26 protein-coding genes are annotated in these 26,641 nt (G+C 59.9%); 9 read left to right on the top strand and 17 right to left on the bottom strand.

Going from position 1 to position 26,641, the window contains the following annotated elements; genetic code table 11:
- Positions 1-3: 3 nt before the first annotated feature.
- Positions 4-1,158, bottom strand: coding sequence for an MFS transporter AraJ (gene araJ / locus ACLEXF_RS04695; protein WP_043519638.1), 1,155 nt, complete (start codon positions 1,156-1,158; stop codon positions 4-6).
- A gap of 278 nt (positions 1,159-1,436) precedes the next feature.
- On the opposite strand from araJ, the gene ACLEXF_RS04700 reads away from it, so the two are divergent.
- The 4 genes from ACLEXF_RS04700 (at position 1,437) to ACLEXF_RS04715 (ending at position 3,464) form a co-directional block, all read left to right on the top strand.
- Positions 1,437-1,874 (top strand): VOC family protein, encoded by a 438-nt coding sequence (locus ACLEXF_RS04700; protein WP_004202671.1) that lies wholly within the window; start codon positions 1,437-1,439, stop codon positions 1,872-1,874.
- Between the two features lie 84 nt (positions 1,875-1,958).
- A complete protein-coding gene (gene ppk2 / locus ACLEXF_RS04705) occupies positions 1,959-2,777 on the top strand; it encodes a polyphosphate kinase 2 (RefSeq protein WP_004202673.1) in 819 nt (272 codons plus the stop codon).
- Between the two features lie 178 nt (positions 2,778-2,955).
- Positions 2,956-3,141 carry a hypothetical protein gene (locus ACLEXF_RS04710; RefSeq protein WP_057215496.1) on the top strand — a complete coding sequence of 62 codons (186 nt, stop codon included), beginning with the start codon at positions 2,956-2,958 and terminating at the stop codon, positions 3,139-3,141.
- On the top strand, positions 3,138-3,464 hold the full coding sequence (locus tag ACLEXF_RS04715; protein WP_004202676.1) for a CcdB family protein: 327 nt from the start codon (positions 3,138-3,140) through the stop codon (positions 3,462-3,464). Before ACLEXF_RS04710 ends, ACLEXF_RS04715 begins: the two co-directional genes overlap by 4 nt.
- A gap of 52 nt (positions 3,465-3,516) precedes the next feature.
- Here the strand turns inward: ACLEXF_RS04715 and fdnI are convergent, their stop codons facing one another.
- Genes fdnI through fdnG form a run of 3 tightly spaced genes read right to left on the bottom strand, consistent with a single transcriptional unit; the run spans position 3,517 to position 8,109 of the window.
- Positions 3,517-4,173 carry a formate dehydrogenase-N subunit gamma gene (gene fdnI, locus ACLEXF_RS04720; protein WP_004202678.1) on the bottom strand — a complete coding sequence of 219 codons (657 nt, stop codon included), beginning with the start codon at positions 4,171-4,173 and terminating at the stop codon, positions 3,517-3,519.
- Positions 4,166-5,050, bottom strand: coding sequence for a formate dehydrogenase subunit beta (gene fdxH, locus ACLEXF_RS04725; protein WP_064149950.1), 885 nt, complete (start codon positions 5,048-5,050; stop codon positions 4,166-4,168). The genes fdnI and fdxH overlap by 8 nt, the downstream gene beginning before the upstream one ends.
- Before the next feature lie 11 nt (positions 5,051-5,061).
- Entirely contained in the window at positions 5,062-8,109 is a 3,048-nt protein-coding gene (fdnG, locus tag ACLEXF_RS04730; RefSeq protein ID WP_087847514.1) for a formate dehydrogenase-N subunit alpha, read from the bottom strand.
- A 225-nt stretch (positions 8,110-8,334) separates the two neighbouring features.
- Between fdnG and yddG the strand changes: the two genes are divergently transcribed.
- Positions 8,335-9,213 (top strand): aromatic amino acid DMT transporter YddG, encoded by an 879-nt coding sequence (gene yddG / locus ACLEXF_RS04735; RefSeq protein ID WP_048295818.1) that lies wholly within the window; start codon positions 8,335-8,337, stop codon positions 9,211-9,213.
- Here yddG and benD read toward each other — a convergent pair.
- From benD to ACLEXF_RS04770, 7 genes are all read right to left on the bottom strand, one after another.
- Positions 9,210-9,983 carry a benzoate diol dehydrogenase BenD gene (benD, locus tag ACLEXF_RS04740; protein ID WP_094311963.1) on the bottom strand — a complete coding sequence of 258 codons (774 nt, stop codon included), beginning with the start codon at positions 9,981-9,983 and terminating at the stop codon, positions 9,210-9,212. The genes yddG and benD overlap by 4 nt on opposite strands.
- Before the next feature lie 9 nt (positions 9,984-9,992).
- Positions 9,993-11,009 carry a benzoate 1,2-dioxygenase electron transfer component BenC gene (benC, locus tag ACLEXF_RS04745; RefSeq protein ID WP_004202691.1) on the bottom strand — a complete coding sequence of 339 codons (1,017 nt, stop codon included), beginning with the start codon at positions 11,007-11,009 and terminating at the stop codon, positions 9,993-9,995.
- A 9-nt stretch (positions 11,010-11,018) separates the two neighbouring features.
- Positions 11,019-11,504 carry a benzoate 1,2-dioxygenase small subunit gene (benB, locus tag ACLEXF_RS04750; protein WP_004202692.1) on the bottom strand — a complete coding sequence of 162 codons (486 nt, stop codon included), beginning with the start codon at positions 11,502-11,504 and terminating at the stop codon, positions 11,019-11,021.
- Positions 11,504-12,886 carry a Rieske 2Fe-2S domain-containing protein gene (locus tag ACLEXF_RS04755; RefSeq protein WP_062914239.1) on the bottom strand — a complete coding sequence of 461 codons (1,383 nt, stop codon included), beginning with the start codon at positions 12,884-12,886 and terminating at the stop codon, positions 11,504-11,506. The genes benB and ACLEXF_RS04755 overlap by 1 nt, the downstream gene beginning before the upstream one ends.
- Before the next feature lie 109 nt (positions 12,887-12,995).
- Positions 12,996-13,922 (bottom strand): catechol 1,2-dioxygenase, encoded by a 927-nt coding sequence (catA, locus tag ACLEXF_RS04760; protein ID WP_004202696.1) that lies wholly within the window; start codon positions 13,920-13,922, stop codon positions 12,996-12,998.
- Between the two features lie 66 nt (positions 13,923-13,988).
- Complete coding sequence (gene catC, locus ACLEXF_RS04765; RefSeq protein ID WP_004202698.1) at positions 13,989-14,279, bottom strand: muconolactone Delta-isomerase; 291 nt, start codon at positions 14,277-14,279, stop codon at positions 13,989-13,991.
- A gap of 19 nt (positions 14,280-14,298) precedes the next feature.
- A complete protein-coding gene (locus tag ACLEXF_RS04770) occupies positions 14,299-15,462 on the bottom strand; it encodes a muconate cycloisomerase family protein (RefSeq protein WP_072140466.1) in 1,164 nt (387 codons plus the stop codon).
- 117 nt (positions 15,463-15,579) lie between these two features.
- Between ACLEXF_RS04770 and ACLEXF_RS04775 the strand changes: the two genes are divergently transcribed.
- On the top strand, positions 15,580-16,470 hold the full coding sequence (locus ACLEXF_RS04775; RefSeq protein WP_072140467.1) for an IclR family transcriptional regulator domain-containing protein: 891 nt from the start codon (positions 15,580-15,582) through the stop codon (positions 16,468-16,470).
- A gap of 6 nt (positions 16,471-16,476) precedes the next feature.
- Here ACLEXF_RS04775 and kmrA read toward each other — a convergent pair whose 3' ends face one another.
- On the bottom strand, positions 16,477-17,964 hold the full coding sequence (gene kmrA / locus ACLEXF_RS04780; RefSeq protein ID WP_407259781.1) for an efflux MFS transporter KmrA: 1,488 nt from the start codon (positions 17,962-17,964) through the stop codon (positions 16,477-16,479).
- Positions 17,965-18,083: 119 nt separating this feature from the next.
- Between kmrA and ACLEXF_RS04785 the strand changes: the two genes are divergently transcribed.
- Positions 18,084-18,659, top strand: a complete 576-nt coding sequence (locus ACLEXF_RS04785; protein WP_180241923.1) for a TetR family transcriptional regulator — start codon at positions 18,084-18,086, stop codon at positions 18,657-18,659.
- 210 nt (positions 18,660-18,869) lie between these two features.
- Here ACLEXF_RS04785 and nhoA read toward each other — a convergent pair whose 3' ends face one another.
- From nhoA to ACLEXF_RS04805, 4 genes are all read right to left on the bottom strand, one after another.
- Positions 18,870-19,715 (bottom strand): N-hydroxyarylamine O-acetyltransferase, encoded by an 846-nt coding sequence (gene nhoA, locus ACLEXF_RS04790; protein ID WP_004202712.1) that lies wholly within the window; start codon positions 19,713-19,715, stop codon positions 18,870-18,872.
- 76 nt (positions 19,716-19,791) lie between these two features.
- Entirely contained in the window at positions 19,792-21,447 is a 1,656-nt protein-coding gene (locus tag ACLEXF_RS04795; protein WP_032456128.1) for an ABC transporter permease, read from the bottom strand.
- 55 nt (positions 21,448-21,502) lie between these two features.
- Positions 21,503-22,471, bottom strand: coding sequence for an ABC transporter substrate-binding protein (locus ACLEXF_RS04800; RefSeq protein WP_023318383.1), 969 nt, complete (start codon positions 22,469-22,471; stop codon positions 21,503-21,505).
- The gene (locus tag ACLEXF_RS04805) at positions 22,468-23,169 is read right to left on the bottom strand and encodes an ABC transporter ATP-binding protein (RefSeq protein ID WP_017900507.1); all 702 of its coding nucleotides are present in this window, start codon (positions 23,167-23,169) and stop codon (positions 22,468-22,470) included. Before ACLEXF_RS04805 ends, ACLEXF_RS04800 begins: the two co-directional genes overlap by 4 nt.
- Positions 23,170-23,383: 214 nt before the next feature.
- Here ACLEXF_RS04805 and ACLEXF_RS04810 point away from each other — a divergent pair, with 214 nt between their 5' ends.
- A complete protein-coding gene (locus tag ACLEXF_RS04810; RefSeq protein WP_032456131.1) occupies positions 23,384-23,965 on the top strand; it encodes a flavin reductase family protein in 582 nt (193 codons plus the stop codon).
- A 56-nt stretch (positions 23,966-24,021) separates the two neighbouring features.
- Here ACLEXF_RS04810 and ACLEXF_RS04815 read toward each other — a convergent pair whose 3' ends face one another.
- Positions 24,022-24,846, bottom strand: a complete 825-nt coding sequence (locus ACLEXF_RS04815) for a helix-turn-helix domain-containing protein (protein ID WP_122542364.1) — start codon at positions 24,844-24,846, stop codon at positions 24,022-24,024.
- Between the two features lie 204 nt (positions 24,847-25,050).
- Between ACLEXF_RS04815 and ACLEXF_RS04820 the strand changes: the two genes are divergently transcribed.
- The gene (locus ACLEXF_RS04820) at positions 25,051-26,619 is read left to right on the top strand and encodes a family 78 glycoside hydrolase catalytic domain (protein WP_017900504.1); all 1,569 of its coding nucleotides are present in this window, start codon (positions 25,051-25,053) and stop codon (positions 26,617-26,619) included.
- Positions 26,620-26,641: the final 22 nt, after the last annotated feature.

Consider the following 26,641-nt stretch of genomic DNA (forward strand, 5'->3'; position numbering starts at 1 on the left):
TCGTTAGCAAACCTGTCGGCGCTGATGGCGACCGTAGATGAGCAAGGCGCTCATCGCCAGAAACGACAGCGTGGCGGCGGGAAGCGCCACGCTGTTCCAGCCGAAGCCCTGGGCAATCATCATTCCGCCGCAGAAGGCGCCGATGGCGCTCCCGAGGTTAAAGGCGATCTGCCCCCCTGCCGCCCCCAGCATCTCGCCGCCTTTGGCGTTCTGCAGCAGCAGGATCTGCAGCGGCGCCGACAGGGCAAACAGCCCGGCACAGCAGAAAAACGCCAGCGTCAGCGAAGCGACTTTATGCTCCCCGAAGGCAAAGATCAGCAGTAGCGTCACGGCGATCGCCCCGTCAGTCATGGCCGCGATGCGCAGCGGACTGTAGCGCCCGGAAATTTTACCGCTGAACAGATTGCCAACCACCATACCCAGCCCCGCCAGCATCATAATCAGCATCATCCGGCTTTCGGCAAAGCCGGAGACGTTGAGCATAAAGGGCTTGATATAGCTGAACCACGCGAACACCCCGGCGTTACCGAACATGGTGGCGGCAAAAATCAGCCACGGCGCCGGGGAAGCCAGAAAACGGAACTGCTCGCGCAGCCGCGTGCTGGCACGGTCATACAGCGTGGGCACCCAGCAGAAGATGGCCAGAAACACCGCGACGTTAAACACCGCGATAAGCGCGAAGGTATAGCGCCAGCTAAAGTGATGCCCAAGCCAGGTGCCACCCGGGACGCCCACCAGATTAGCGATCGTCATGCCGCCAATCATCCCGGCCACCGCGGCGGTCACCTTCCCTGGCGGCGCGATTTTCGACAGGATAATCGCGCCGACGCCAAAGAACGCCCCGTGGGGAAACCCGGAAACCAGCCGGCCTAGCGCCAGCATGGCGTAGCTACTGGAGAAGGTAAACAGGGTATTGCCGAGAATGCACAGGGCGGCGAGAAACAGCATCACCGATTTCAACGAAAACCGACTGGAGAGCAACGCCATGATCGGTGCGCCGATCACCACGCCGAAGGCATACCAGGCAATCATATTGCCGGCGGCGGGAATGGATATTCCGACATCGCGCGCCATGTCCGGCAGCACGCCCATAATGCCAAATTCCGCCATGCCGAGTCCGAAAGTGCCCAGCGCCAGTGAAAAAATCGTTTTTTTCATACATCTTTTAGGGGTATTGAGAGACGGCCGGCATTATTGACCATCCCGCCTCGCCACACCAGCTAAAAACGCCCGACGGCAGTATCCTCCATACAACGGCCTGATTCGTTCATGCGCTCGCCAGCGCCACTGTTGGCTTTCCAGCCGACGGCAGAGGCGCCTGGCGGTGGATAATCCCCTGTAAAAATTGGTGGGCACGCAGGGATACATCGCGGATTGATCTCAAGTTAACTTGAGGTTGTAAAGTCGAGACATCGTTCACCTCGGGAGAATCATCCATGCAAAATGTTGATGTCGGCTTTACCCATGTCGCCTTTACCGTCCGCTGTCTGGCCAGCAGCATCGATTTTTATACCCGCTATACGGCGATGACCGTTATTCACCAGCGCGAACCCGACCTCCCCTCGGCGCGTAAAGTGGCGTGGCTCAGCGATCGCACCCGACCTTTCGCCCTGGTGCTGGTGCAAAGTGATGACCCTGCCGACACGCCGCTGGGTCCGTTCGGCCATCTCGGCGTCGCCTGCGCCACCCAGGCGGAGATCGATGAGAAAGTCGCGCAGGCGCGGCGGGAAGGCGTTTTGCGTCGGGAACCGGAGCAGTTGGGCGATCCGGTAGGCTATTTCGCTTTCTTTGCCGACCCGGACGGTAACACCCTTGAGCTGTCGTGGGGGCAGCGGGTGGGACTGGAAGTCATCGCCGCGGGGAGCGCCCGCTAGCCCTCCCGGGCGGAATATTTTCCACCGCCTCGCCGGTGAAGGATTACACTTCAAAGGGATACCTCGGCAACACGGAGCATGGCGATGGGTAATAAGAAAAGCGGTAATCCGGTCGACGCGGCGGTGAAGATCGCCCCGCTTGACAATAAAGCGTATGAGAAGGCGTTGCGCAAGCTCCACGTGGAGCTGGTGAAACTGCAGCGCTGGGTGGTGCATAAAGGGTTGAAGGTGTGCATCGTCTTTGAAGGCCGGGACGGCGCCGGCAAAGGCGGCACCATTAAGGCGATCACCGAGCGCGTCAGCCCGCGTATCTTCCGGGTCGTCGCCTTACCCTCGCCCACCGAACGCGAGAAAAGTCAGCTCTATTTTCAGCGCTATATCAAGCATCTCCCGGCGGCTGGGGAAATCGTGATTTTCGATCGCAGCTGGTACAACCGCGCCGGCGTCGAACGCGTGATGGGCTTTTGTACCCCGGAGGAGGTGCAGAAATTTCTCGACGGCGCGCCGATGGTGGAGCGCGGCATGGTCGAGTCGGGCATTATCCTGCTCAAGTACTGGCTGGAGGTCTCCCCGCAGGAGCAGGAGCGGCGCCTGCGGGATCGCATCGACGACGGGCGCAAGATCTGGAAGCTCTCGCCGATGGACATCAAGTCTTTCAACCGCTGGGATGAATATACCGCCGCCCGCGACGCCATGTTCGCCGCCACCGACACCGCCTGGGCGCCGTGGTTCGTCGCCCGCTCCGAGGATAAAAAGCGGGTGCGTCTGAATATCATCACCCACCTGCTGTCGCAGATACCCTACGAAGCCTTGCCAGTGGAGCATGTCACGCTGCCGAAGCGCAAAATTGGCAAAATGAAACAGACCAATTTCCCCTTCCGCTTTATTCCGGAGAAGTTCTGATTATTTCCCGCCGCGCTGGTTAATACCAGCGCCGGGTTTATTACTATAACCATTAATATTTCAGGCGGTTACTTTCCTGTGGAAACTGCCTCGCAAAATAAATATTAAAATTACTGCTGGCATTTATCTTTTAGTGAGTAAAGTGAATAATCACAGAACCAACCGCAAGGAACCTATGATGAAAAGTAATACGCTACGTAAAAGACCCACTGACGTACCCGTCCAGAAGGCGTCAGTACAGCCAGGTAAGGATTTACGAGAAGCAGATAAACAGAGACAGCACAAGGAATTCATTGCCGCAATGAATGAATTTATTGCAAAAGGAGGCACTCTTACTGATGATGAATTTTTCAGGGTACTATGATGCTTGAACAATTCAATGTTTATCGAAATTGTTCTGCTCAGACAAATAAAACCCTGCCATATTATATGATTGTGCAGAATGATTATTATGCAGACCTGGCCACGAGAGTCATTATTCCTTTAATGCGACCACAACAGTTACCACGCTGGCATCAGCATGTCGTACCAAGGATAAATATTGAATTTGACAGCTTTTTACTTTGTACGCCAATGATCAGTAACTTAAATAATAAACGGATCCAGCCACAGGATTTCGTCTGCAATCTGAGTCATGCGCGCCAGGGCGTTATCGATTCAATCGATACACTTATCACGAACTGCTGACTGCCGGGAACCCGCTCCGACATCTCCGGAGCGGGTTTCGCGCCGTGAAGGCTTACTTCATCCCTTCGCGACTCTCTTTCATCGCTTCAAGGCGTTCGACATCGCGATACCAGCGCGGGTGGTGTTTCTTCGCCCAGCGGCGGCTGACTTTGCCTTCAATCATCCCCTTAATCGACCCCTTCACCCAGAACGCCATATACATATGGATAAGGATGGCGTGGATCAGAATAATGGCCGAAGTGGCGTGTATCAGCAGGCTATAGCGAATCACCGGAATCGGGAAATATTGGGCAAACCAGGGCCGCCAGATAATCACCCCGGTCACCAGCAGCACGAAAATCATGCTCATGATGGTCCAGAACATCATCTTCTGCCCGGCGTTATATTTACCGACGCGCGCCACCTTATGCTCGTTGCCTTTCAGCACCTCGACGATACCTTTCAGCCACGGAATATCCTGTTTATCCGGGATGTTGTGGTGGACAAAACGAACGAACATAAACATCAGGGCGACAAAAATCAGCACGCCAAAGAAGGGGTGCAGAATACGCCCCATCTGCGGGGTACCGAAGGTTTCGGTCAGCCACTGCAGCGTCGGGAAGAAAAACGATATTCCCGACAGCGCCACGAGGAAGAAACAGATAACCACCGTCCAGTGACAGGCGCGATCGATAAAGGTCGTGCGCACTATCATCTTCGATTTACTCATCATGTTTCTCCTCATCGTCGTCAACTTCCTTGTTCGGCCCGATACCGATGTAGTGATAGATAAGCCCGGCAAAGGTGGCGATAAAGCCCGCCGCCGACAGCGGCTTCAGCGCCCCCTTCCACAGATTGATACTGGTATCGATCTGCGGTTCCTTCGGCAGCTTGTGATACAGCTCGGGCTGGTCGGCATGATGCAGGACGTACATCACGTGGGTGCCGCCGACGCCCTGCGGGTTGTAAATCCCGGCCCTGGCATAACCGCGTTTTTTCAGCTTAGCCACCCGCTCCTCGGCCACCTCCAGCATCTCTTTCTTCGTACCGAAGTGGATCGCGCCGGTAGGACAGGTTTTCACGCACGCCGGTTCCTGACCGATGCTGACCCGGTCCACGCACAGGGTGCATTTATAGACCCGGTTATCCTCTTTATTGAGACGCGGTACGTTAAAGGGACAGCCAGCAATGCAGTAGCCGCAGCCGATGCAGTTTTCCTGCTGGAAATCGACGATGCCGTTGGCGTACTGAATAATCGCCCCGGCGGATGGGCAGGCCTTCAGACAACCCGGCTCTGCGCAGTGCATACAGCCATCCTTGCGGATAAGCCACTCCAGCTTGCCGTTCTGTTCGGTCTCGCTAAAGCGCATTACCGTCCAGGATTTGGCGCTAAGATCCGCCGGGTTATCGTACACCCCGACGCAGTGCCCCACGTCATCGCGGATGTCATTCCATTCGGAGCAGGCCACCTGGCAGGCTTTACAGCCCACGCAGGAGGAGACATCGATAAGCTTGGCGACTTCCGCTTTATGGTCCCGCGCGCGCGGCGCGGGGGTGATCGGGTTGGTCGCGGAGCGTTTAATAATGTCTTGTGTTTCCATCGCCATTGAATCGCTCCTTACGCTTTCTCGATGTTGACCAGAAACGCCTTATATTCCGGCGTTTGCGAGTTGGAATCGCCAACGTTCGGCGTCAGGGTGTTAGCGATATAGCCTTTGCGAGCCACGCCTTCAAAACCCCAGTGCAGCGGGATCCCGACGGTCTCCACCTGCTGGCCGTTGACGTTGAGCGTTTGCAGGCGACGCGTCACCACCGCTACCGCGCGAATAAAGCCGCGCTGGCTGCTGACTTTAACCCGGTCGCCGTTGGCAATCCCTTTCGCTTTTGCCAGCCCTTCGCTAATTTCGACAAACTGTTCCGGCTGCGCGATGGAATTGAGCAGCGCATGCTTGGTCCAGGTATGGAAATGCTCGGTCAGACGATAGGTGGTCCCGACATACGGGAACTTATCCTTCTTACCTAAGCGGATGGCGTCCTCTTCATACAAACGCACCACCGGGCTGGAGATCACCTTCGGGTGCAGCGGGTTAGTGCCAAGCGGGGTTTCCATCGGCTCGTAGTGTTCCGGGAACGGTCCTTCCGCCAGCTTATCCAGCGCGAACAGGCGACCCAGCCCCTCCTGCTGCATGATAAATGGCCCGGTGTTACTCCCCGGCGGCGCGGTATTGAAGTCCGGAATATCATTCCCGACCCACTTGCTGCCGTTCCACTGGATCAGCATCCGCTTCGCATCCCACGGCTTGCCGTTGATATCGGCCGAAGCGCGGTTATAGAGCACCCGGCGATTAAGCGGCCACGCCCAGGCCCAGCCCAGCGTATTGCCCAGACCCGAAGGGTCGGCATTATCGCGATTTGCCATCTGGTTGCCCTGCTCCGTCCAGCTGCCGGCATAGATCCAACAGGAAGACGCCGTCGTCCCGTCGTCACGCAGCAGCGCGAAGCTGTTCAGCAGCTGGCCTTTTTTCGCCACCAGGGTGCCGTTGGCGTCATAAAGATCCGCCAGTGCGTAGCCGTTGTTCTCTTTCGCGACTTCTTCCGATTCCGGATGGTCCGGCTGCTTATAGCGCCAGCTCATCTTCAGCAGGGGTTCCGCACCCTTCCCGCCTTCGGTGCGGTACAGTTCGCGCAGGCGATGGTAAATCCCGGCCAGGATCTCGCCGTCGTTACGTGCTTCACCTGGGGCATCCTGACCTTTCCAGTGCCACTGCAGCCAGCGGCCGGAGTTGGCGATCGAACCGTCCTCTTCGGCAAAGCAGGTCGATGGCAGGCGGAAGACTTCCGTCTGAATCGTCGACGGGTCGACGTCATTAGACTCGCCGTGGTTCTGCCAGAAAGTGGAAGTTTCGGTGACCAGCGGATCGATAACCACCATATACTTCAGCTTGCTCAGGCTGCGAACCACTTTGTTTTTGTCCGGGAAGGACGCGACCGGGTTAAAGCCCTGGCAGATATAGCCAGTGACTTTGCCGTTATCCATCATGTTGAAGTATTTGATAACGTCGTAAGCCTGGTCCCACTTTGGTAACCACTCAAAGCCCCAGTCGTTCTCTTTTTGCGCCGCCTCGCCGTAGAAGGATTTCATCAGGCTGACAAAGAATTTCGGGTAGTTGCTCCAGTAGTTCACCTGGTCCGGCAGGGTCGCTTTTGGCGTGTTGGCCGCCAGGTACGTCTGCAGATCCGGCTGCTTTTCAGAAGGCAGGGTCAGGTAGCCTGGCAGGCTGGTAGACAGCAGGCCAAGGTCGGTCAGCCCCTGAATATTAGAGTGACCGCGCAGGGCATTCACGCCACCGCCGGCCATGCCCATATTGCCGAGCAGCAATTGGATCATCGCCATGGTGCGAATGTTCTGCGCGCCGACGGTGTGCTGCGTCCAGCCCAGGGCATACAGGAAGGTGGTGGTGCGATCGGCGGCGCTGGTTGAGGCCAGCACATCGCACACCTTGAGGAAGTCCGCTTTCGGCGTACCGCAGATGTTTTCGACCACCTCTGGCGTGTAACGGGAAACGTGCTGCTTCAGCAGGTTCCACACGCAGCGCGGATGGCTTAGCGTCTCATCGCGTTTGGCGTAGCCGTTTTCATCGAACTGGTAGTTCCAGGACGATTTATCATACTGGCGTTTGTCCGCATCATAGCCGCTGAACAGCCCCTCTTCGAAGGCAAAATCATCCCGCACCAGCAGGCTGGCGTTGGTGTAGTGCTTCACGTACTCTGCATTGATTTTGTTATGTTCGATCAGGTACAGCAGCACCCCCGACAGGAAGGTAATGTCGGTACCGGAGCGAATCGGCGCATAGATATCGGCCACCGACGCAGTGCGCGTAAAGCGCGGGTCGACGACGATAAGCGTGGCGTCGTTGTTGTTTTTCGCCTCCATCGCCCAGCGGAATCCCACCGGGTGGGCTTCCGCGGCGTTACCGCCCATCACCACCACGACGTTCGCGTTTTTGATATCCACCCAGTGGTTGGTCATCGCACCGCGACCAAATGTTGGAGCAAGACTTGCTACCGTTGGTCCGTGTCAGACGCGCGCCTGGTTGTCTACCGCCAGCATGCCGAGCGATCGCACAAATTTTTGCGTCAGCATGCCGGTCTCATTACTCGCCGCCGAGGCGCACAGCATACCGGTGGAAAGCCAGCGGTTAACCGTCGCGCCCTGCTCGTTCTTTTCCATAAAGTTGGCGTCGCGGTCGGCTTTCATCAGCCGGGCAATGCGGCTGAAGGCTTCATCCCAGGAGAGTCGCTGCCATTTATCGGATCCCGGGGCGCGGTACTCCGGGTAGCGCAGGCGGTTATCACTGTGGACATAGTCCAGCAGGCCGGCGCCTTTCGGGCATAGCGCGCCGCGGCTCACCGGATGGTCCGGATCTCCTTCGATATGGTAAATCGCTTCTTTAGCGTTTTTCGCGCCGTCGCCGAGGCTATACATTAATAGCCCGCAGCCAACGGAGCAGTAAGTGCAGGTGTTGCGGATCTCTTTCGCACGCAGCAATTTGTAGTTGCGTGCCTGAGCCAGCGCCATTTTGGGGGCAAAGCCCAGGGCGGCAGCTGTGGTTCCGGCCATACCGCCTGCGCAGATCTTAAAGAACTTTCTGCGGCTGACGTCCATTGCATTCCTCCATGCAGGATGTTGATTCATCGCGCGGAGGAAACTAACAGTAAAATCCCGGGAAAATTTGCGTCAAATCAAGGAGCAAAACCCACTCCCCCTTAATCGCCAGCCGCGGCCGTTTTCACTAATCCCCAGGGGTTACCCATGGCGGAAAATTTCGCCCCGCGGCGGTCAAAAGATGATATATATGCCGGCTGCATTCGCGTAACCCTCAGGATAAGCATGGAGAAAAAGAAAGCCACGACCATCGGCTTCGCCGCCATTATTTTATGGAGCACGATGGTCGGATTGATTCGCGGCGTCAGCGAAGGACTGGGACCGGTCGGCGGCGCGGCGATGATTTACAGCCTCAGCGGCCTGCTGCTGATTTTTACCGTCGGTTTCCCTAACCTGCGCCAGATCCCGCGCCGCTATCTGCTGGCCGGCAGCGTGCTGTTCGTCAGCTATGAAATCTGCCTCGCGCTGTCCCTGGGCTATGCCGCCAGCCGTCAGCAGGCCATTGAAGTGGGGATGGTCAATTACCTGTGGCCCAGCCTGACCATTCTGTTCGCCATCCTGTTTAATGGTCAGAAAAGCAGCTGGCTGGTGATCCCCGGTTTGCTTCTCGCCCTGCTTGGCGTCGGCTGGGTGTTGGGGGGTGAGCACGGCCTGCAGCTGGAGGAGATTATCAGCAACGTCATCTCCAGTCCGCTCAGCTATCTGCTGGCCTTTATCGGCGCCTTTATCTGGGCGGCCTACTGCACGGTAACGGCCAAATATGCCCGTGGCAAAAATGCCATTACCCTGTTCGTCCTGTTAACCGCGCTGACGCTATGGCTGAAGTTTCTCGCCACGCCGCAGCCGCCGATGGTCTTTAGCTGGCCGGTCAGCATCAAGCTGCTGACGGTAGCGGTGGCGCTCGGTCTGGCCTACGCCGCGTGGAACGTGGGGATCCTCCACGGCAACGTCAGCCTGCTGGCGGCGGCCTCCTACTTCACCCCGGTGCTCTCCTCCGCGCTGGCGGCGATCCTGCTTAGCGCCGCGCTATCGTGGTCGTTCTGGCAGGGGGCCGGGATGGTTTGTCTCGGCTCCCTGCTCTGCTGGTACGCGACCCGCCGTTAGCCGAGATCGCCGCCCGCTACCGGGAGGGTGACGCCGGTGATATAGCTGGCCTCATCGCTGGCGAGGAACAGGATCGCGTTTGCCTGTTCCGCCAGCGTGCCGTAGCGGTGCATCAGACTGCTGACCACCGTCTGATCGACCACCTGCTGATACCACGCCTTCTCCTGTTCACTGGGCTGCTCGTCGTTACGCGGCGTCAGGCGCGGCGGCGCCTCCGTCCCGCCCGGCGCGACGGCATTGATGCGGATGCCGCTGCCGCTGTACTCCATGGCAATCGACCGGGTCAGCGCATTCACACCTCCCTTCGCCGCCGAATAAGGCACCCGGTTGACCCCCGCCGTCGCCACCGACGAGATATTGACGATGCAGCCTTTGCCCTGCTTCAGCATCCACGGCAGCGCCGCGCGGCAGCCCCACAGGGTGGGAAACAGCGAGCGGCGGATCTCTCTCTCAATCTGCTCCGGTTGGTATTCGGCAAACGGCCGCGCCCAGATGGTCCCCCCGACGTTATTGATTAACACATCGATGCGGCCAAAATGCGCCACCCCGTCGGCAAACGCCTGCTCGGCGCTCGGCCACTGTTCCAGGTCCGCCTCCAGCGCCAGCACCTGACTGCCGGACTGAGCCAGCGTCGCCGCCAGCTCATGCACCCAGGGCGAACGATCGATGAGCAGCAGAGCCGCGCCTTCCGCAGCCGCCTGCTCCGCGGTTTGTCGGCCAATGCCCTGAGCCGCGCCGGTGATGGCGACCACTTTATCGCTAAAACGCATACTGCCTCCTTATGCCGCCGCGCTCTGGCTGGCGATAAATTTCTCGTACCAGAAGCCCGCCGGGGTGATCCCTCGCTCGCGCAGCGCCGTGGCGACCGCGTTGACCATCGGCGGCGGGCCGCAAAGGTAGATATCGACCTCGCCATTATTCAGCATGGCGTCGTCAAGATGATCGGTGACGAAGCCGCGCTGCGGGCAAGGACTGTTTTCCTCCGCCACTACCGGCAGCCAGCGAAAGTGGTTTAACTGCTGACGGAATGCCTCCAGCGCCTCGGTCTTCACCAGGTCCGCGTCGCGCGTGACGCCATACATCAGGGTCACCGGGCGCGCGGCGTTCTGCGCCTGCAAGGTCTCGAGCATGGAGAGCAGCGGCGCCAGCCCGGTACCGCCGGCCAGCATCAGCAGCGGACGTTCGCCGTGGCGCAGATAGAAGCTGCCCATCGGGCCGCTGAGGGTAAGACGATCGCCGGGCCGCGCCTGCAGGGTTAACCACTGGCTCATCATGCCGCCGGGCACGTTACGGATCAGGAAACGCCCTTCTGCCGAGCCTGGCCGTGAGCTGAAGGAATAGGCGCGAACGTGCGGCGTGCCTGGCACCTGAATGTTGACGTACTGCCCCGCCAGGAAGTCCAGCGGCTCATCGAGGGCGACCACCAGCTCGATGGCGGTATCGGACAGACAATTCACCTGTCGCACCTGCGCCCCGGTGTTCGTCAGGGCGGTTTTACACTGCGCGGCGGCCACCGGCACATCGACAACGCAGTCGCTGGTCGGCACCATCTGGCAGGTCAGCACCTGGCGGGCCTGCGCTTCCTCATCGCTTAACGCCTCGTCAAGATACTCCTCGCCGAGATCGTATTCCCCGCTGGCGCAGTGGCATTTGCAGGTGCCGCACACGCCGTCCGAGCAGTCCATCGGCAGATTCACCTTCTGCCGATAGGCAGCATCCAGGACTTTCTCTCCGGCATGGCATTGAATAAAGCGGGTGATACCGTCCTCAAAATTAAGAGCAATAGTGAAGGTCATAGGCGCCTCTTAAATGTGGTAAACGTCAATCACCTGACGGATATAGTCGTTATTCAGGCGCACGGTTTTGCGCACGATCTGCGGCCGGCCGTCCTGCTCGGTCAGCGTGCAGCAGGTGGCGCCGAAAAAGGCATCGGTGTGCTGATAGCGGTGGCTCCAGGTCACCCAGCTGTAACGCACCTCCAGTCCCTCGTCGCTCTCCCCCAGCAGTTCGACGTTGCTGATGATATGGGTGGTCCGCGGCTCCGGCGTGCTGGCCCCGGAGCGCTCGGTTTTAATGCGGTAGACGCGATCCTCCAGCCCTTCCCGGTTGGGATAGTAGATAAGCGAAATCTCTTTTTGCGGGTCGCGCGTCAGCTGATCGTCGTCGCCCCACGCCGGCATCCAGTAGATCACCTGCGGGCTGTAGCAGCTGAGCCATTCATCCCACTGACGGTCATCCAGCAGACGGGCTTCGTGATAGAGAAACTGGCGTACCTGTTCGAGGTTCAGCATCAGGCCACCTCCACACGCTGGGTGATCGACTGGTCATAGCGCTGCTGCTCTTGTTCAATCGCCGCGAGCATCAGCGTCTGCCAGTGATGGTGATGGGCGATGTACAGCGCCTCGTCCTCCGATTTCACGCCGCTTAAGCGCGGATTAAATCCGGCGTGCTGCGCATGCTCATCCGGACCATCGACCCAGCGCAGCGCGCCGCGGCTGAGATCGCTCCACGCCAGATTTTCACCGAGATAGCCGCGCTGACAGGCGCTGAACTCTTCGAGATCGTCCGGGGTGCCCATCCCGCTAACGTTAAAGAAATCTTCATACTGGCGGATACGCAGGGCCCGCGCCTGGTCGGATTCCCCCTTCGGGGCAAAGCACCAGATAGTGACTTCGGTTTTGTCGACCGCAATCGGGCGGATTACGCGGATCTGGGTAGAAAACTGATCCATCAGGTAGACGTTGGGATACAGGCACAGGTTGCGGGTTTCGTTGACCATCTGGTCGGCGCGCCGTTCGCCGAATTCCGCCTGCAGACGCTCGCGATGGGCATACACCGGGCGCACCTCCGGATTCAGCGCCCGGGTCCACAGCAGCATATGGCCGTTATCAAATCCGTAGCCGCCGCCGAGGCTTTTTGACCAGCCGTTGGCGTCCACCGCATGGGTGCCTTGCGCTTCATAGTTGCGTCGCGACATGGTGGAGGCGTAGTTCCAGTGCACCACGCTGACATGGTAGCCATCAGCGCCGTTCTCCGCGCCCAGCTTCCAGTTGCCTTCGTAAACGTAGCTCGACGAACCCTTGAGCACTTCCAGCCCCTCCGGCGCCTGGTCGACGATCAGATCGATGATTTTACAAGTTTCCCCGAGATAGGCTTCCAGCGGCTGCACGTCGGCATTGAGGCTGCCGAATAAAAAACCGCGATAGGACTGAAAACGCGGCAGCTTTTGCAGGTCGTGAGATCCTTCCTGTTTGAAGGTGTCAGGATAAGCGCCGGTGCTTTCATCTTTAGCTTTTAATAATTTGCCGTTATTGCTGAAGGTCCAGCCGTGAAACGGACAGGTAAAAGAGTTTTTATTCCCGGTTTTCCTTCGACATAACATGGCGCCGCGATGAGCGCAGCTGTTAATTAACGCATGCAGCTCATGCTTTTTATCGCGGGTAATAATCACCGGCTGACGCCCCAGCGTCAGGGTATAATAATCACCCGGTTCGGCAATTTGGCTTTCATGGGCGAGAAATACCCAGTTACCTTCGAAGATATGCTTCATTTCAAATTCAAACAGCTGCGGGTCGGTAAATATCGACCGATGGCAGCGGTAAATATGATTTTCACGATCGACAATTAAGGCGTTGTTAATTTTGTCTTTAAGCGCTGATAGCGTTTTTTGCATGAGTCAGTCCCTCCTGCAGTATTCAGGATGAAATAAACCGGGTGAATTGTTAGCTTTCAGGTGCAATGTCTGGCCCGGGCAACCGCGTGCACGGGGCCGTTACAGCAGATTACGCTTTGGCGCGCAGGCGGGCGCCGCGCTGCTCTTCGTCGGCGCTGAGCGCTTTACACAGGGTGAAATCAAAACAGACCTCAGTGTGCTCTCCCTCAAGGTCGCGCTGCGCGATAGTCTCGCGGTCCGTCACTTTAATCGGGTCGGCAATCAGACCGTCGCGGGTGGCGAAGGCAAAATCATCCCACAGGTATTTATCGCCGCTGAGGTTGATCTGGCTGGTGAGATGTTTATGCCCCGGCGCGGAGACGAAGAAGTGAATATGCGCCGGACGGTTGCCGTGGCGGCCTAACTGATCCAGCAATTTCTGCGTTGGTCCATCCGGCGGACAGCCGTAGCCGGAAGGCAGGATGCTGCGCACGCTATAGCGGCCATCGGCGCCGGTACGGATCCGACGGCGCAGGTTGTATTCGCTCTGGCTCGGGTCGAAGAAGGAGTAATTGCCGAGGGTATTGGCGTGCCAGATATCGACGATGGCGTTGGCCACCGGCCGGCCCTCCGTATCTTTGACCTGGCCATGCAGCCACATCACTTCCCCTGGGTCGGCGCCATCATCCATCCGGGCGTGACCTTCGGCCAGCGGCGCATTGGCCACATACAGCGGCCCTTCGATGGTGCGCGGGGTGCCGGTTTCCCGGCGCGCCGCTGCGTCAATGGCATCCTGACGCAGGTCGAGGAAATGCTCCAGACCCAGCCCTGCCGCCAGCAGCGCCGCCTCCTGACGACCACCCAGCGCATGCAGATAGTTCACCGCATGCCAGAACTCTTCTTCGGTGATGTTATAGTCGTCGATCAGCGTACAGATATTCTCCAGCAGACGGTGAATAATGGCTTTAAAACGTTCGTTTCCGCCAGGGACATGTAAACCCGCCCCTTCACGTAATAATTTCTGCACGGCTTCTTGTTGTACGAAAGCATTACTCATTATTATTCTCTCTTATCGTTGTAGGGTATTTACCGGGTCACCCCGGCATGAGGTCAGGTGTTATTATTAGCTATCATCGTCACGAACAGACGAGGGATGGCGGCACAGCGCCTCGACGCGAATATCCATAAAAGGATACAGCGGCAATCCCATTAATATTTGATGTAACTCTTCGGTATCTTTGACATCGAAAATACTGACATTGGCGTAAAGACCGGCGACGCGCCAGATATGTCGCCATTTGCCTTCCCGCTGTAATTGTTGCGAATAGGCTTTTTCGCGTTGTTTTATTTCCTCCGCTTCGGCGACGGGAAAGCCGAGCGGTATATTCACGGTCATATCCACTTTAAATAGCATCTGTTTCTCCTGTTTCCCGCTACGCCTGGCGGGTGTAAAAACGCAGTTTGTCTTCATCCAGCTCGACGCCAAGACCCGGGATTTGCGGGAGCACCACCTCGCCGTCGGCAAAGGAGAGCGGTACGCTGACGATATCGTCTTTCAGCAACAGCGGGCCGAACATTTCGGTGCCCCACTGCAGCGGCAGCGTCGACCAGGCGTGTAGCGAGGCGACAGTCCCGACGGTCCCCTCCAGCATGGTGCCGCCATACAGGCCAATACCCGCCGCCTGGGCGACGCGGGCCAGCGCCAGTACGCTGTTCGGTCCGCCGGCCTTGGCGATTTTCAGCGCGTAAGCGCCAGTAAAGCCCTGCTGCGCCAGTTGATAGCCATCGTAAGCGGTGGCCACCGCTTCGTCGGCGAGGATCGCGGTTTCAATATGCTGGCTTAACCGCACCAGCGCCGCGTTGTCGTGGGCGCTGACCGGCTGTTCGATGAGGTCGACGCCCATCGCCGCCAGCTCGCGGCAGCCTTTCGCGCCGGTTGCGGCGTCCCAGGCCTGATTGACGTCGACGCGGATGCTGGCGCGATCCCCTAGCGCCTCCACAATGGCGCGAGTATGGCGCAGGTCGGTCGCTAATTCGCGTGCGCCAATTTTCAGCTTGAAAGCCTGATGGCGCCGCTCGGCTAACAGTTTTTCCCCTTCGGCAATATCTTTCGCGGTATCGCCGCTGGCTAACGTCCACAGCACCGGCAACGCCGTTTGCAGCGCGCCGCCGAGCAGCGCCGACACCGGCAGCCCCAGCGCTTTGCCCTGGGCATCCAGCAGCGCGGTTTCAATGGCGGACCTGGCAAAAGTGTTGCCTTTAATGGCGCTGTTCATGCGGGCGGTCAGCGCATTCAGGTTATCAGCCGGTTGCCCCAGCAGCAGCGGCGTCAGGTAATGCGTTATCGCCGACGAGATAGTCTCCGGGCTCTCGACGCCATAGCTCAAGCCGCCGATGGTGGTGGCCTCGCCAATGCCGCAGATGCCGTCGGAGCGGGTAAGGCGCACGATCACCAGCGTCTGACATCCCATGGTGGTCATCGACAATTTATGTGGCCGGATGGTTGGGACATCCACAATCCAGCTCTCAATACGTTCTACGGTGGCAGTCATTTTCGCTTCCTGATGAGATGTATAACTTTTTGTACCCACATCCATAACGGGGAGGGCTATGCCATTGACAATAGGGTTCGGCCTGGCGGATGGTCAACGGCGATAATCGAAATGTTGTGCGATTATCGACGCGTTTGTTAAAAGACGGTTATTAATGTGATCGTGGTGGTAAAACCGGCACAATTCAGCGCGCCCCATTTTGCGCAAGGTATAGTGATCTGCCGTGAGCTTTACGCTGCAACGGAGAAGGATGCGATGAGCGACAATATCCCCAATACGCTGAGCGCCAGGCAGGCCGAGCACGATCCCAACTTTATGCTGTCTCTGGCCCGCGGTCTGGAGGTGCTTAACGCCTTCACCCCACAGCGTCAGCGGCTGACCATTTCCCAGTTAAGCCAGAAAACGCAAATTTCCCGCGCGGCGGTACGCCGCTGCCTGTATACCCTCGCCGCGCTGGGCATGGTCCATAGCCCGGATGGCCGCCATTATGAGCTGCTCCCCCGGGTGCTGGCGGTGGGCCATGCCTATCTCGCCGGCACCCCGCTGGCGAAAGTGGCGCAGACGGCGCTGGACAGCCTCGGCAAAGCCCTCGGCGAATCCTGTTCGGCGGCGACGCTCGACGGGGATAACGTGCTCTATATTGCCCGCGCGGCGGTGAATAATTTATTGAGCGTCGATATCGGACGCGGCAGTCGCCTGCCGGCGTGGGCGACGTCGATGGGTCGGGTATTGCTCAGCGCGCTGCCGGAAGAGCAGCTGGAGGTGACACTGTCACGTGCCGTGCTCATTCGCTACACCCCACACACCCTGTGCGATATGGCCGGGCTACGCGCGGAGATTGATCGGGTGCGCATGCAGGGCTATGCCCTCGCCGACCGGCAGATAGAGGTGGGCCTGTGCTCGCTGGCGGTGCCGGTGCTGTCGCGTCATGGCCAGGTGGTGGCCGCGCTGAATGTCGGGGTGCCGGCCGCGACGGTCAGCGCCGCGGCGTTAAAAGAGAAGGCCCTCGCCCCGCTACGCCGCGCGGCGATGGACCTGTCGCTACAGCTATAGCGCCGACTACGGCTTCTTCACGGTGGCGAGGCTGCGCCAGATCCCGGCGGCCAGCAGCAGAAGCATGACACCCGCTGTCGCCAGCACCAGACTGTGCGCCTGGGTAAAGGCCGCCTTCGCCGCCGCCATCAGCGCCTCCGCCACCACGGCGGGTAGCGCCTGGGTCAGGCTAACCGCCTCGCCGATCGATGACGACGCCCGCTGCGCCATGGTCTCATTCAGCCCGGACGGTAGCACAATGGTGGCGCTGTAGCTGCGGGTCAGGATCAGGCCGAACAGGGCAATGCCGAGGCCAGCGCCCAGCTCATAGGCCATGGTTTCGATCGCCCCGGCCGCCGCCGCTTTCTCCTTCGGCGCCGCCGCCATAATGGCGGAGCTGGAGGCCAGCAGCGCGCTGGCGACGCTAAAGCCCAGCAGCGTCATCAGCCCCCAGGCCAGCCATTGCTGAGTGCTGAAATCGGTCAGCGCCAGGCCCAGAAAGCTGAAGGCGCTGAGCAACATCCCGCCGGTCGCCACCTCGCGCAGCCCGAGCTTCGACACCAGCATCCCGGCAATCGGCCCGCTAAAGCCGCTGGCCACCATCACCGGCAGCATAAACATCCCCGCCTCGAACGGCGTTTTCTGATGCACAAACTGCAGCTCCTGAGCCATCAACAGCTCAAAACCCACCAGGGTAATCAGGGCGGTCATCGCCATCATCACCCCGCTTAAAATAATGCGATGAGTGAACAGTCGCATATCCACCATCGGCCGGACCGCCGACAGCTGTTTGCGGATAAACCAGGTGAGCATCGCCGCCCCGCCGATCGCCACCAGCGCGGTGAGCCACAGCGCCAGCTGGCCCTTCAGGGCCGATTTGGCGCTAAACACCAGCATCAGGATCGCCGCAATCAAAATGAGCGCCTGCAGCAGGTTCAGCGGCTGGTCGCGGCGCGCGGGCTGACGCGGCACCACTTTGGCGTTAATGGCGATAACCACCAGCACAATCGGCACGTTGATCAGGAACACCGATCCCCAGTAGAAATGCTCCAACAGCATGCCGCCCACCAGCGGGCCAAAGGCCGCGCCGCCGGAGCCCACCGCCGCCCACAGCCCCAGCGCCATATTGCGCTGGCTGGCCTCGGCAAAGGTGCTGCGGATCCCGGCCAGCGTCGCTGGCACGATCATCGCCGCCCCCACCGCCAGCAGGGCACGGGAGGCAATCAGCGTCAGAGCCGTCGGCGACAGTGCGGCGCACAGCGAGGCGACGCCAAAAATAGCGCTGCCGAGCAGCAGCAGACGTTTAAAGCCGATTTTATCGCCAAGGGCGCCCATCGGCAGCACCATCCCGGCCATCACCAATGAATAGATATCAATGATCCACAGCAGCTCATTGCCGCTGCTGCCCAGCGCGACGCTGAGGGTCGGCGCTGCCACATGCAACACCGTGGCGTCAATCGCCACCGGAATATAAACCAGCAAAATCGCCATCAGCGTCATCCATTGCCGTGACATAGCTTGTACCTCAATGTTAGAACTTGGACACACGTCCAGGATGGCGATCCTGCCGGATTGTTGAACGCATGTCCAACTTTTTGTTACACTCGGCCAAAGCCAGATATCAGCGGGGTTCTATGCACTATTTACAGCGGGATGAGCGACGGGAAGGGATTATGCAGGCCGCCATGCGCCTGGCGCTGCGCGGCGGCTTCAGCGCCATGACCGTGCGGCAGATCGCCCGCGAAGCGCAGGTGGCCGCCGGGCAACTGCACCACCACTTCGCCTCCATCGGCGAGCTGAAGTCCCAGGTGTTCATCCGTCTTATCCGCGAGATGCTCGACATGCCGCTGGTGGCCGAGGACGCCAGCTGGCGCGAGCGGTTATTCTCGATGATCGGCAGCGAGGATGGCCGGCTGGAACCCTATATCCGCCTGTGGCGGGAAGGCCAGGTTCTGGCCGACAGCGACCCGTACATCAAAGCGGCCTACCTGCTGACCATGACCATGTGGCATGCCGAGACCGTGGCGATCGTGGAACAGGGTCTCGCCTGCGGAGAGTTTCACTCGAGCGAGCCGCCGGGGGATATCGCCTGGCGTTTTATCGCCCTGGTGTGCGGCCTCGACGGAATTTACGCCCTCGGCACCCAAACCCTGGACGAGACGGCGTTTAGCCGTTATTTGAATAAGATGATTACTCTGGAATTGTTTTAGCTGACTTTGACATTACGACGATAACGATCCTCTATGGCGCGGCGTAGTTCCATCGCAGGCATTGGCTGCTGGCGGAAGCCATTTAACGCGTTGTGCCGTTAGTTTACCGGATCGCGGCTACGCCTTACCCGGCCTACATAAACGCTTCTATCTCCCTTCGATATCTTTCCCCAGGCCCGGTCAGCGCAGCGCCGCCGGGCATGAGGAAATTTACTTCCCGGCTTCCGGATGCGTATCGAAAGCCGCCATCACCGCCGCCAGCGCCGCTTCGCTGAAGCCATGTTTAGGATCGTCCACGCCCAGGCCGAAGCGGGTTTGCAGCCCTTCGTACAGCGCGGAGACATCGGCAAAATCGACCTTCTCCACCACGTGGTTATTTTCCCAGTGGGTAAAGTGGAAATTGGTAAGGGTCATTTTGCCGCCGTCCGGCAGATGACGACACATCAGCAGGTGGTGACGAAAGTGTGACTGCGGCCAGTGCGCCGACCAGAAGTTACCCATCACATAATCAGACGCATACTGGCGACCTAAATCGAAATGGTACATCGACTGCCAATGCTCGTGATGGTTGAACTGCAGCGTCCACTCATCCCCTTCATGCACCAGACGATAGCTGCCGTGCGGCGTCTGCTGCGGGATATCGGCCAGCAGCTTAATCGGCGCGGTCAGCGTCTGGCCGCCGAAGCCAACGTCGGCGATCCAGCGCTCACCCGCCACTTCCACCAGCAATAAACGATGGGTGCGCGGCGGCATCTGCGGCGGATTGGCCAGCACCACCCGGCCCAGCAGGCTGCGGACATTAAAACCTATTTCGCGTAGCGCGCGCTCCAGCAGGCCATTTTGTTCAAAACAATACCCCCCGCGTCGGCCGGCGATCAGCTTCGCTTCCAGCGCCAGGTCGTCAAGATGGATCTCGCGCGGCAGCAGGACGTCGAGGTTTTCGAAAGGGATAGCGCTGTTATGCTGCAGATGCAGTTGGCGCAAGGTATCAATAGAAACATCAGGCTCTCCCGTCCAGCCCAGACGGGAAAAATAGGCGCGTAAAAAGGGACTCATCAGGGTCTCCAGCTGTTGGTGTCCGACATTTATAGCCTATATTCCCGCGCCGACCCTCTTTTTTGTGCGCTTGTCGTTAACCGCGCGTGCTGCGCTGCATCAGCGCCAGCGCCGTCAGCATCAGGAGCAGACCGGTCAACAGCGTCAGGCTGGCCATCGCCATGCCCTGACCAACGGATCCCTGTTCGAACTGGCGCCAGATAAACACCGCCACGGTCTGCGTGCCGGCGGGCGCCAGCAGCAGCGAGGTCACCAGCTCCCGGGACGCCACCGCAAACACCATCAGCATCGCCGCCAGCAGCGCCGGAAAGACCAGCGGCAGAACAATTAGCCGCAGCGCCTGCAGCGGCGACGCGCCGTGCACCCGGGCGGCGGGCTCAAGATTGGGGCCGAGTTGGCGCAGCGCGCTGCCGACATAGCGCACCGGCCAGGGCAGCAGCAGGCAACAATAGGAGAGCAGCAGCATCCACAGCGTGTTGTAGGGCGAGCGCGGCCAGAAGGGCTGGTTCCACAGCAGGATCAATCCCACCCCCACCACCACGCCCGGCAGCGCCGCCGGCATCAGCGACAGCGCATCCACCACCCCGCGCCCTTTGATCTTCTGCACCATCACCAGCCAGGCGGCCAGCAGCCCCAGCGCGCCGACGATCAGCGCCGAACCTAGCGCCAGAGACAGGCTGACGCCGAGGGCCGACAGGGCATCGCCCTGCTGGTCGAATAGCGCCGCGAAATGACGCAGCGTGACATTCTCCAGGCTGACTCCGCCCGAGAGGGTGCCCATCAGGCTGGTGAGCATCATCGAGGCGGCGGGGACCCCGACCGCCAGGCCGCCGACGGCCGCCATCGCCAGCAGCGCGGGCAGCGTCATCCAGCCCAGCGACGTCCCACGGTTTTCTCCCGGTTTGCCGGTGACGCTGGTGACCTCCTTCTCCCCCACCAGCCGCGTTTGCAGCCACCAGGCGAACAGCGCTACCGCCATCAGCAGCAGCGACAGCAGCGCAGCACCGGTGAGATCCACCGGCCAGTCGGCCAGCTTTTTCTCAATGCCCACCGTCAGCATCACCACTCCCGCCCGGCTGCCCAGCGCCGCCGGTACGCCAAACTCCTCGATGGCGAGAGTAAACGCCAGCAGCATCCCCGCCGCCAGCGCCGGGGAGAGCATCGGCAGCGTCACGTGCCAGAAGGCGCGCCAGGCGCTGGCGCCATGGACCCGGGCGACCATCGCCAGCCGTTGCCCGCTCGCCAGCAGGCTGCGGGAGACGGCAAAGTAGACCACGGGAAAAATATTAAAGGTCATCACCAGCACGATCCCGCTGCGGCTGAATAGCAGATCGTTTAGCTGCCAGCCGGTCAGCTGCTGCAGATAGCCCTGGCGTTGCAGGGCCAACATCCACGAGAGCGCCGAGATATAGGGCGGCGTCAGAAAGGGGATCAAAAACAGCAGGTCCCATAGCCGGGGCAGCGGCAACGAAAACATACCGCGCAGAATGCCGAGCGGCAGGCCAATGAGGACGCTGGCCAGCGCCACGCCGCCGGCGATCCACAGCGTACCGCCGAGCATCGACATCAGCTGAGGGTCCGCCAGCAGCGGCGAGACGCCGCCAAAGGCGTCATGGAGCGAACCGGCGCTAAAATGGGGAAAAATCGCCTGCAGCAGAATAAACAACAGCGGTAACGCGACCAGCAGCGTCAGGGCAGCAAGGGTCACGCCGGAAAGGAATTTTTGTTTCACAGCGGTTCCTGAAACGAAGCGTTCTCCGGCGGCCAGCGCCGGAGAACCGTGTCAATTATTGGGCATACAGCTGACTGAAGCGGGTCAGGACGGCGCTACGCTCGCTACTCCCCTCGCCGCTGGTGGGCAAGACCTTCAGCGCGTCCAGCAGCGGGCGTTTAGCGGCCACATCGCGGCGAGCGGGCATCAGCCAGGCGTCGGCGACCCGCGCCTGACCTTCCGGCGACAGCACGTAATCGATAAAGGCTTTGGCGTCGTCGGCATGCTGGCTGGTTTTGAGGATCATCATCGGGCGTGGGGCAATCACCGTCCCGCTGGCCGGGAAGATCACTTTCAGCGACTCGCCCTGCTGAATATTGCCGTAGGAGACATAATCCACCGCGCCGAACACCGCCGCTTTCGCCCCCTGCATCACCGGCGTCACCGCCTGGGCGTTGGGGCCGCTGACCACCATGCCGTTCTTTTTCAGATCGTCAAACAGCTGCCAGGCCTGGTCGCCCATGCTGTTTTGCAGGCCAATCAGCAGATCCAGCGACGCGCCGGAGAGCGCCGGGTCAGGCGTCGTTACCTTATCTTTAAACGCCGGCTGGGTGAGATCCCGCCACTCTTTCGGCTCCGGAGTGCCGCTTTTGCTGTTCCAGACGATGCCAAGCGCCGAGACCCCCTGGGCGATATAGTCCGCCGATTTCAGATTAGCCGGTACCTTGTCGGCGTTGGCGCTGTGAAAAGGCAGCAACCAACCCCGCTGGTGCAGATCCTCCGCGGTATCCCATGAAGCGGAGATCAGCACATCCGCCTGTGGGTTGGCCTGCTCGGCCTCCAGACGGGCCATCACTTTGCCGGTGGTGGCCTGGAAAACGGTCACCTTCACCCCGGTCTGTTGTTCAAAACCGCTGGCCAGGCTTTTCGCCAGCGAGCCAGGGCCGGCGGTGTAAACGGTCAGCGCATGGGCGCTTGAGAGCATCATGGCGGAGAGAGCCATCGCGAGTACCACTCCTTTCTTAACGGTCATAACGGTGTTCATACAACGTCCCCTGAGGTTGGCGTAACGGCGCGGACAGCGGCCACGCGGCCCGCGGATAAATGGACTATCCGGTCGGCTAACAGCTCGGCTTCACGGCGGTCATGGGTAACATACACGGCGGTGATGCCGAGCTGGCGCAGCAGGCGGCTCATTTCGCCACACAGCGATTCGCGCAGTTCGCTGTCCAGGTTGGAGAGCGGCTCATCAAACAGCAGCACCCGCGGCGCGGCGACGATCGCCCGCGCCAGCGCCACCCGCTGCTGCTGGCCGCCGGAAAGGCCTGAAGGTTTACGTTCGGCAAAGCCGTCGAGGCCCACCCGCGCCAGCGCCTCGCTCACCCGGCGCTCGCGTTCGGCGCGGGCAATGCCGCGCATGCGCAGCGGAAAGGCGACGTTCTGCGCCACGCTCATATGCGGCCAGAGGGCGTAATCCTGGAAAACCATGCCGATATCGCGTTGTTCCGGGGGCAATCCCCAGCCTGCGCTGGCCACCAGCCGATCGCCAAAGCGGATTTCACCGCTGGCCGGCACGCTCAGCCCCGCCAGCAGGCGCAGCAAGGTGCTTTTGCCGCAGCCGGACGGGCCCAGCAGCGCCACAATGCTGCCGGGTTCGATATGCAGCGAGAAGCGATCGAGAATGGGGGTCTCTGCGAAGGCGAATGAGACCGCCTGCAGAGTGATAGGGGTCAGCGCGCGCATTGTCGCCCTCCCTTGCGGGAAAGCAACCCCTGCCCGGCGGTCGACATCCGACGGGGCGCGCTCACCTGGGATAACATCAGGGGAGCCAACATATTGTGATCCTCTTTGGGACTTTGTGCTGGCGACTATAGTCAGACGAGATGACGTATTGATTACATTTTCATTGCGGCTTAACGTATTACCCGCCAACCGACCCATTACTCAAGGAACGCCTATGAGCCGCTTTCGCCACGTGGAACTGCAGTATGCCAGCCGCCTGCTCAACCACGGTCCGACCATTTTGATCACCAGCTACGACGCTGCGTCCGACCGGCGCAACGTCATGGCCGCCGCCTGGTCGATGCCGGTGGAATTCGCCCCACCGCGGGTGGCTATCGTGGTGGATAAAAGCACCTGGACGCGGGAAATCATCGAGCGCAACGGCACCTTCGGCATCGTGGTTCCCGGCGTGGCCGCCGCCAGCTGGACCTACGCCGTCGGCAGCGTCAGCGGCCGCGATGAAGACAAATTCAATGCTTACGGAATTCCGGTGGTGACCGGTCCGGAGCTGGGCCTGCCGCTGATCGAGGAGAAGTGTCTGGCATGGATGGAGTGCCGCCTGCTGCCGGCGACGGCGGCCCAGACCCAGTACGACACCCTGTTCGGGGAGGTGGTGTCTGCCGCCGCCGATGAACGCGCATTCGTCACCGGACGCTGGCAGTTCGACGACGATAAGCTCAATACCCTGCATCATCTTGGCACCGGCAATTTTGTCGCCAGCGGTCGTCATGTGCGGGCAAACTCCCTCGACGAATAAGCGTGACCTGCCGCGGGTGGCAGATTTTTCCCCTGCCCGGCCTGCGGCCCCCCCTTTTAACCCGGTGGGTGGCGGCGATCGGCGCTTGGGGTCAGGCCAAACACTTTTTTATACAGGGTGGTAAAGTGGTTGCTGTTGGCGAAGCCGCACAGATAAGCCACTTCGGTAATGGTCATCTCCGTTTCGCGTAATTTGACCCGCGCGGAGACCAGTCGCAGACGTTTCAGATAATTATCCGGCGTTAATCCGGTGGCCTCTTTAATATGGCGAAACGCCGTGCGGGTGGTGAGATGAAATTGCTCCGCCAGCTGCTGCCAGTTATGTTCTTCGAAACAGTGCTCCTGCAGCCAGGTGAGTAATTTATGCAGTTTATAGCGGGTGCTGCTATATTCGGCTTCCGACTCGGCTGTGAGAATGGTGGTCACCAGCTGGAAAAAGAGAGACTCCCGTTGCGGGGTATTATCCGCCGCCCTCAGCGCCGGGGAAAATATCTTTTCCACCAGTTCCCGACAATAGCTGCGGGTCTCCGGTGCCAGCCAGCCATAGCAGGCGGCGCGCTGCGCCGATAATTGCTGCAGCAATCCCTCCATCTGCTGTAAATAGCGAAAGGCCACCGCCGGATTAATTAAGACATTAATCAACTTCAGCGTCCCCAGCTCATCATAATAGTGGACATCGCCAGGCTGGACATAAAATACATCGCCCTGCTGGATATACAGCGGGCGGCCATTAATAACGTGTAATCCATGCCCCTCCTCGACGATCACCAGCTCGGCAAACTCGTGGCCATGTTCCTGGCTATTATCTTCCGGGTCGCTGGCGTACATGCCGAGCTTATCCTGGGGGTGGGTGAAATAATACTCAACGGTCAGTGTCATCATTACAGCAAATCCTGAACAGCCTGGTGCGCAGGGGCACGATAATCTATTCCGGCCCTCGGCACGCGCCCGATGTGCGGATTTGTGATCGCCAGCGCCCCCACCTCATTATTCCTGCCATTTTCACTGACGGTTTGGCATTGCCAGAGTGGTGGTGCCGCCGGACGACGGCCTATGCTGCACCTAACCTAATGGAGAGGACGCAGTATGTCACAGGCAATTCAATACAATTCCAGTGTGGCGATGACCCGCCATCCGCATTTATTAGAGCGTGCGGCCGCCCTAACGCCCGCGCTACATCGTCAGCGCCAGGCGCCGCAGGCCATCGTCGAGGCCGTCGCCGATCCGGCGGCGCTGAACGGCTGGCGGGGACACACCGTCTGCACGCCTGAGCAGTTTTATCAGCAGCCGCTTCGCGTCGGCGACAGCATTATCATTGACTTTGGCAGCCATTTTGTTGGCTACCTGCAGTTCAGCTGCCGCAGCGTCGGCAGCCCGCCGGATGCCCCGGCCCATCTGCACTTCACCTTCGGCGAAACGCTGAGCGAAGTCTGCGAGCCGTTCAGCGAGTACCAGGGGTGGCTGAGCAGTAGCTGGTTGCAGCAACAGGATCTGTGGCTCGACGTCCTGCCCGCCCGGGTTGACCTGCCGCGTCGCTACTGCCTGCGCTACCTGAAGGTGGAAATCAAAGCGCTGTCGCGCAAATTTCGTCTGCAGTTCGATGAGATAGCCCTGGAAACCGTTACCTCAGCCGGCAGCCCGCAGCCGGCGGTCATCGCCGATTCGGAGCTGAAAGCCATTGATGACGTCGCGGTTCGCACCCTGCAAAACTGCATGCAGGAGGTGTTTGAGGATGGGCCGAAACGCGACCGTCGGCTGTGGCTCGGCGACCTGCGCCTGCAGGCGCTGGTCAATGACGTGACCTTCGGCCACCACGATCTGGTCCGCCGCTGCCTGTACCTGTTTGCCGGCCATACCCGGGAAGATGGCATGGTCTCCGCCAATGTCTTTGTTCAGCCTGACGTGCGTGCCGATGACACATTTCTCTTTGATTATTCATTATTTTTTGTCGACGTACTCTATCACTACCTGCAAAGCACTGGCGACATGGAAACCGCCCGTGAACTGTGGCCCACGGCGCGACGGCAAATCGAGCTGGCGCTGACCCGCTGCGATCCCCAGGGTCTGGTGCGCGACAGCGATGACTGGTGGGTATTTATCGACTGGCAGGCAGAGCTGAATAAACAGTCGTCGGCGCAGGGGGTGCTTATCTACTGCCTGCAGCGTGCCCTCTGGCTGGCGCAGCGTGTTGAACCGCAGCGGGTAGCCGACTACACCGCTACGCTCGCGCAGCTGAAAGAGGCCGCCCTCCGCCACCTGTGGGACAGCGAGCGGCAGGTGTTTATCAGCGGCGCCGCGCGCCAGGTCTCATGGGCATCGCAGATCTGGCTGGTACTGGCGGAGGTTGGCACCGCCGGGCAGCGGCAAGCGCTGATGCGCCGCCTGCAGCAACATCCGCCCGCCATTGCCATGAATACCCCGTACTTGCGCCATCATCACATTGTCGCCCTGCTGCAATGCGGCCTGCGCGAGGAGGCGGTAGCGGAGATCAAGGCCTACTGGGGAGCGATGGTCGACTACGGCGCCGACACCTTCTGGGAAATTTTCGATCCGCAGCATCCTGACTTTTCCCCCTATGGCAGTAAGCTCATCAATAGTTACTGCCATGCGTGGAGCTGTACGCCGGCCTGGTTTATTCGCCAGTACGGACTTTAACAACAACGATAAGCGAGTGATT

Origin of the sequence: Klebsiella pneumoniae complex sp. WS1778 (genome assembly GCF_049472055.1) — a bacterium.
Taxonomy (GTDB): Bacteria; Pseudomonadota; Gammaproteobacteria; order Enterobacterales; family Enterobacteriaceae; genus Klebsiella; species Klebsiella quasipneumoniae.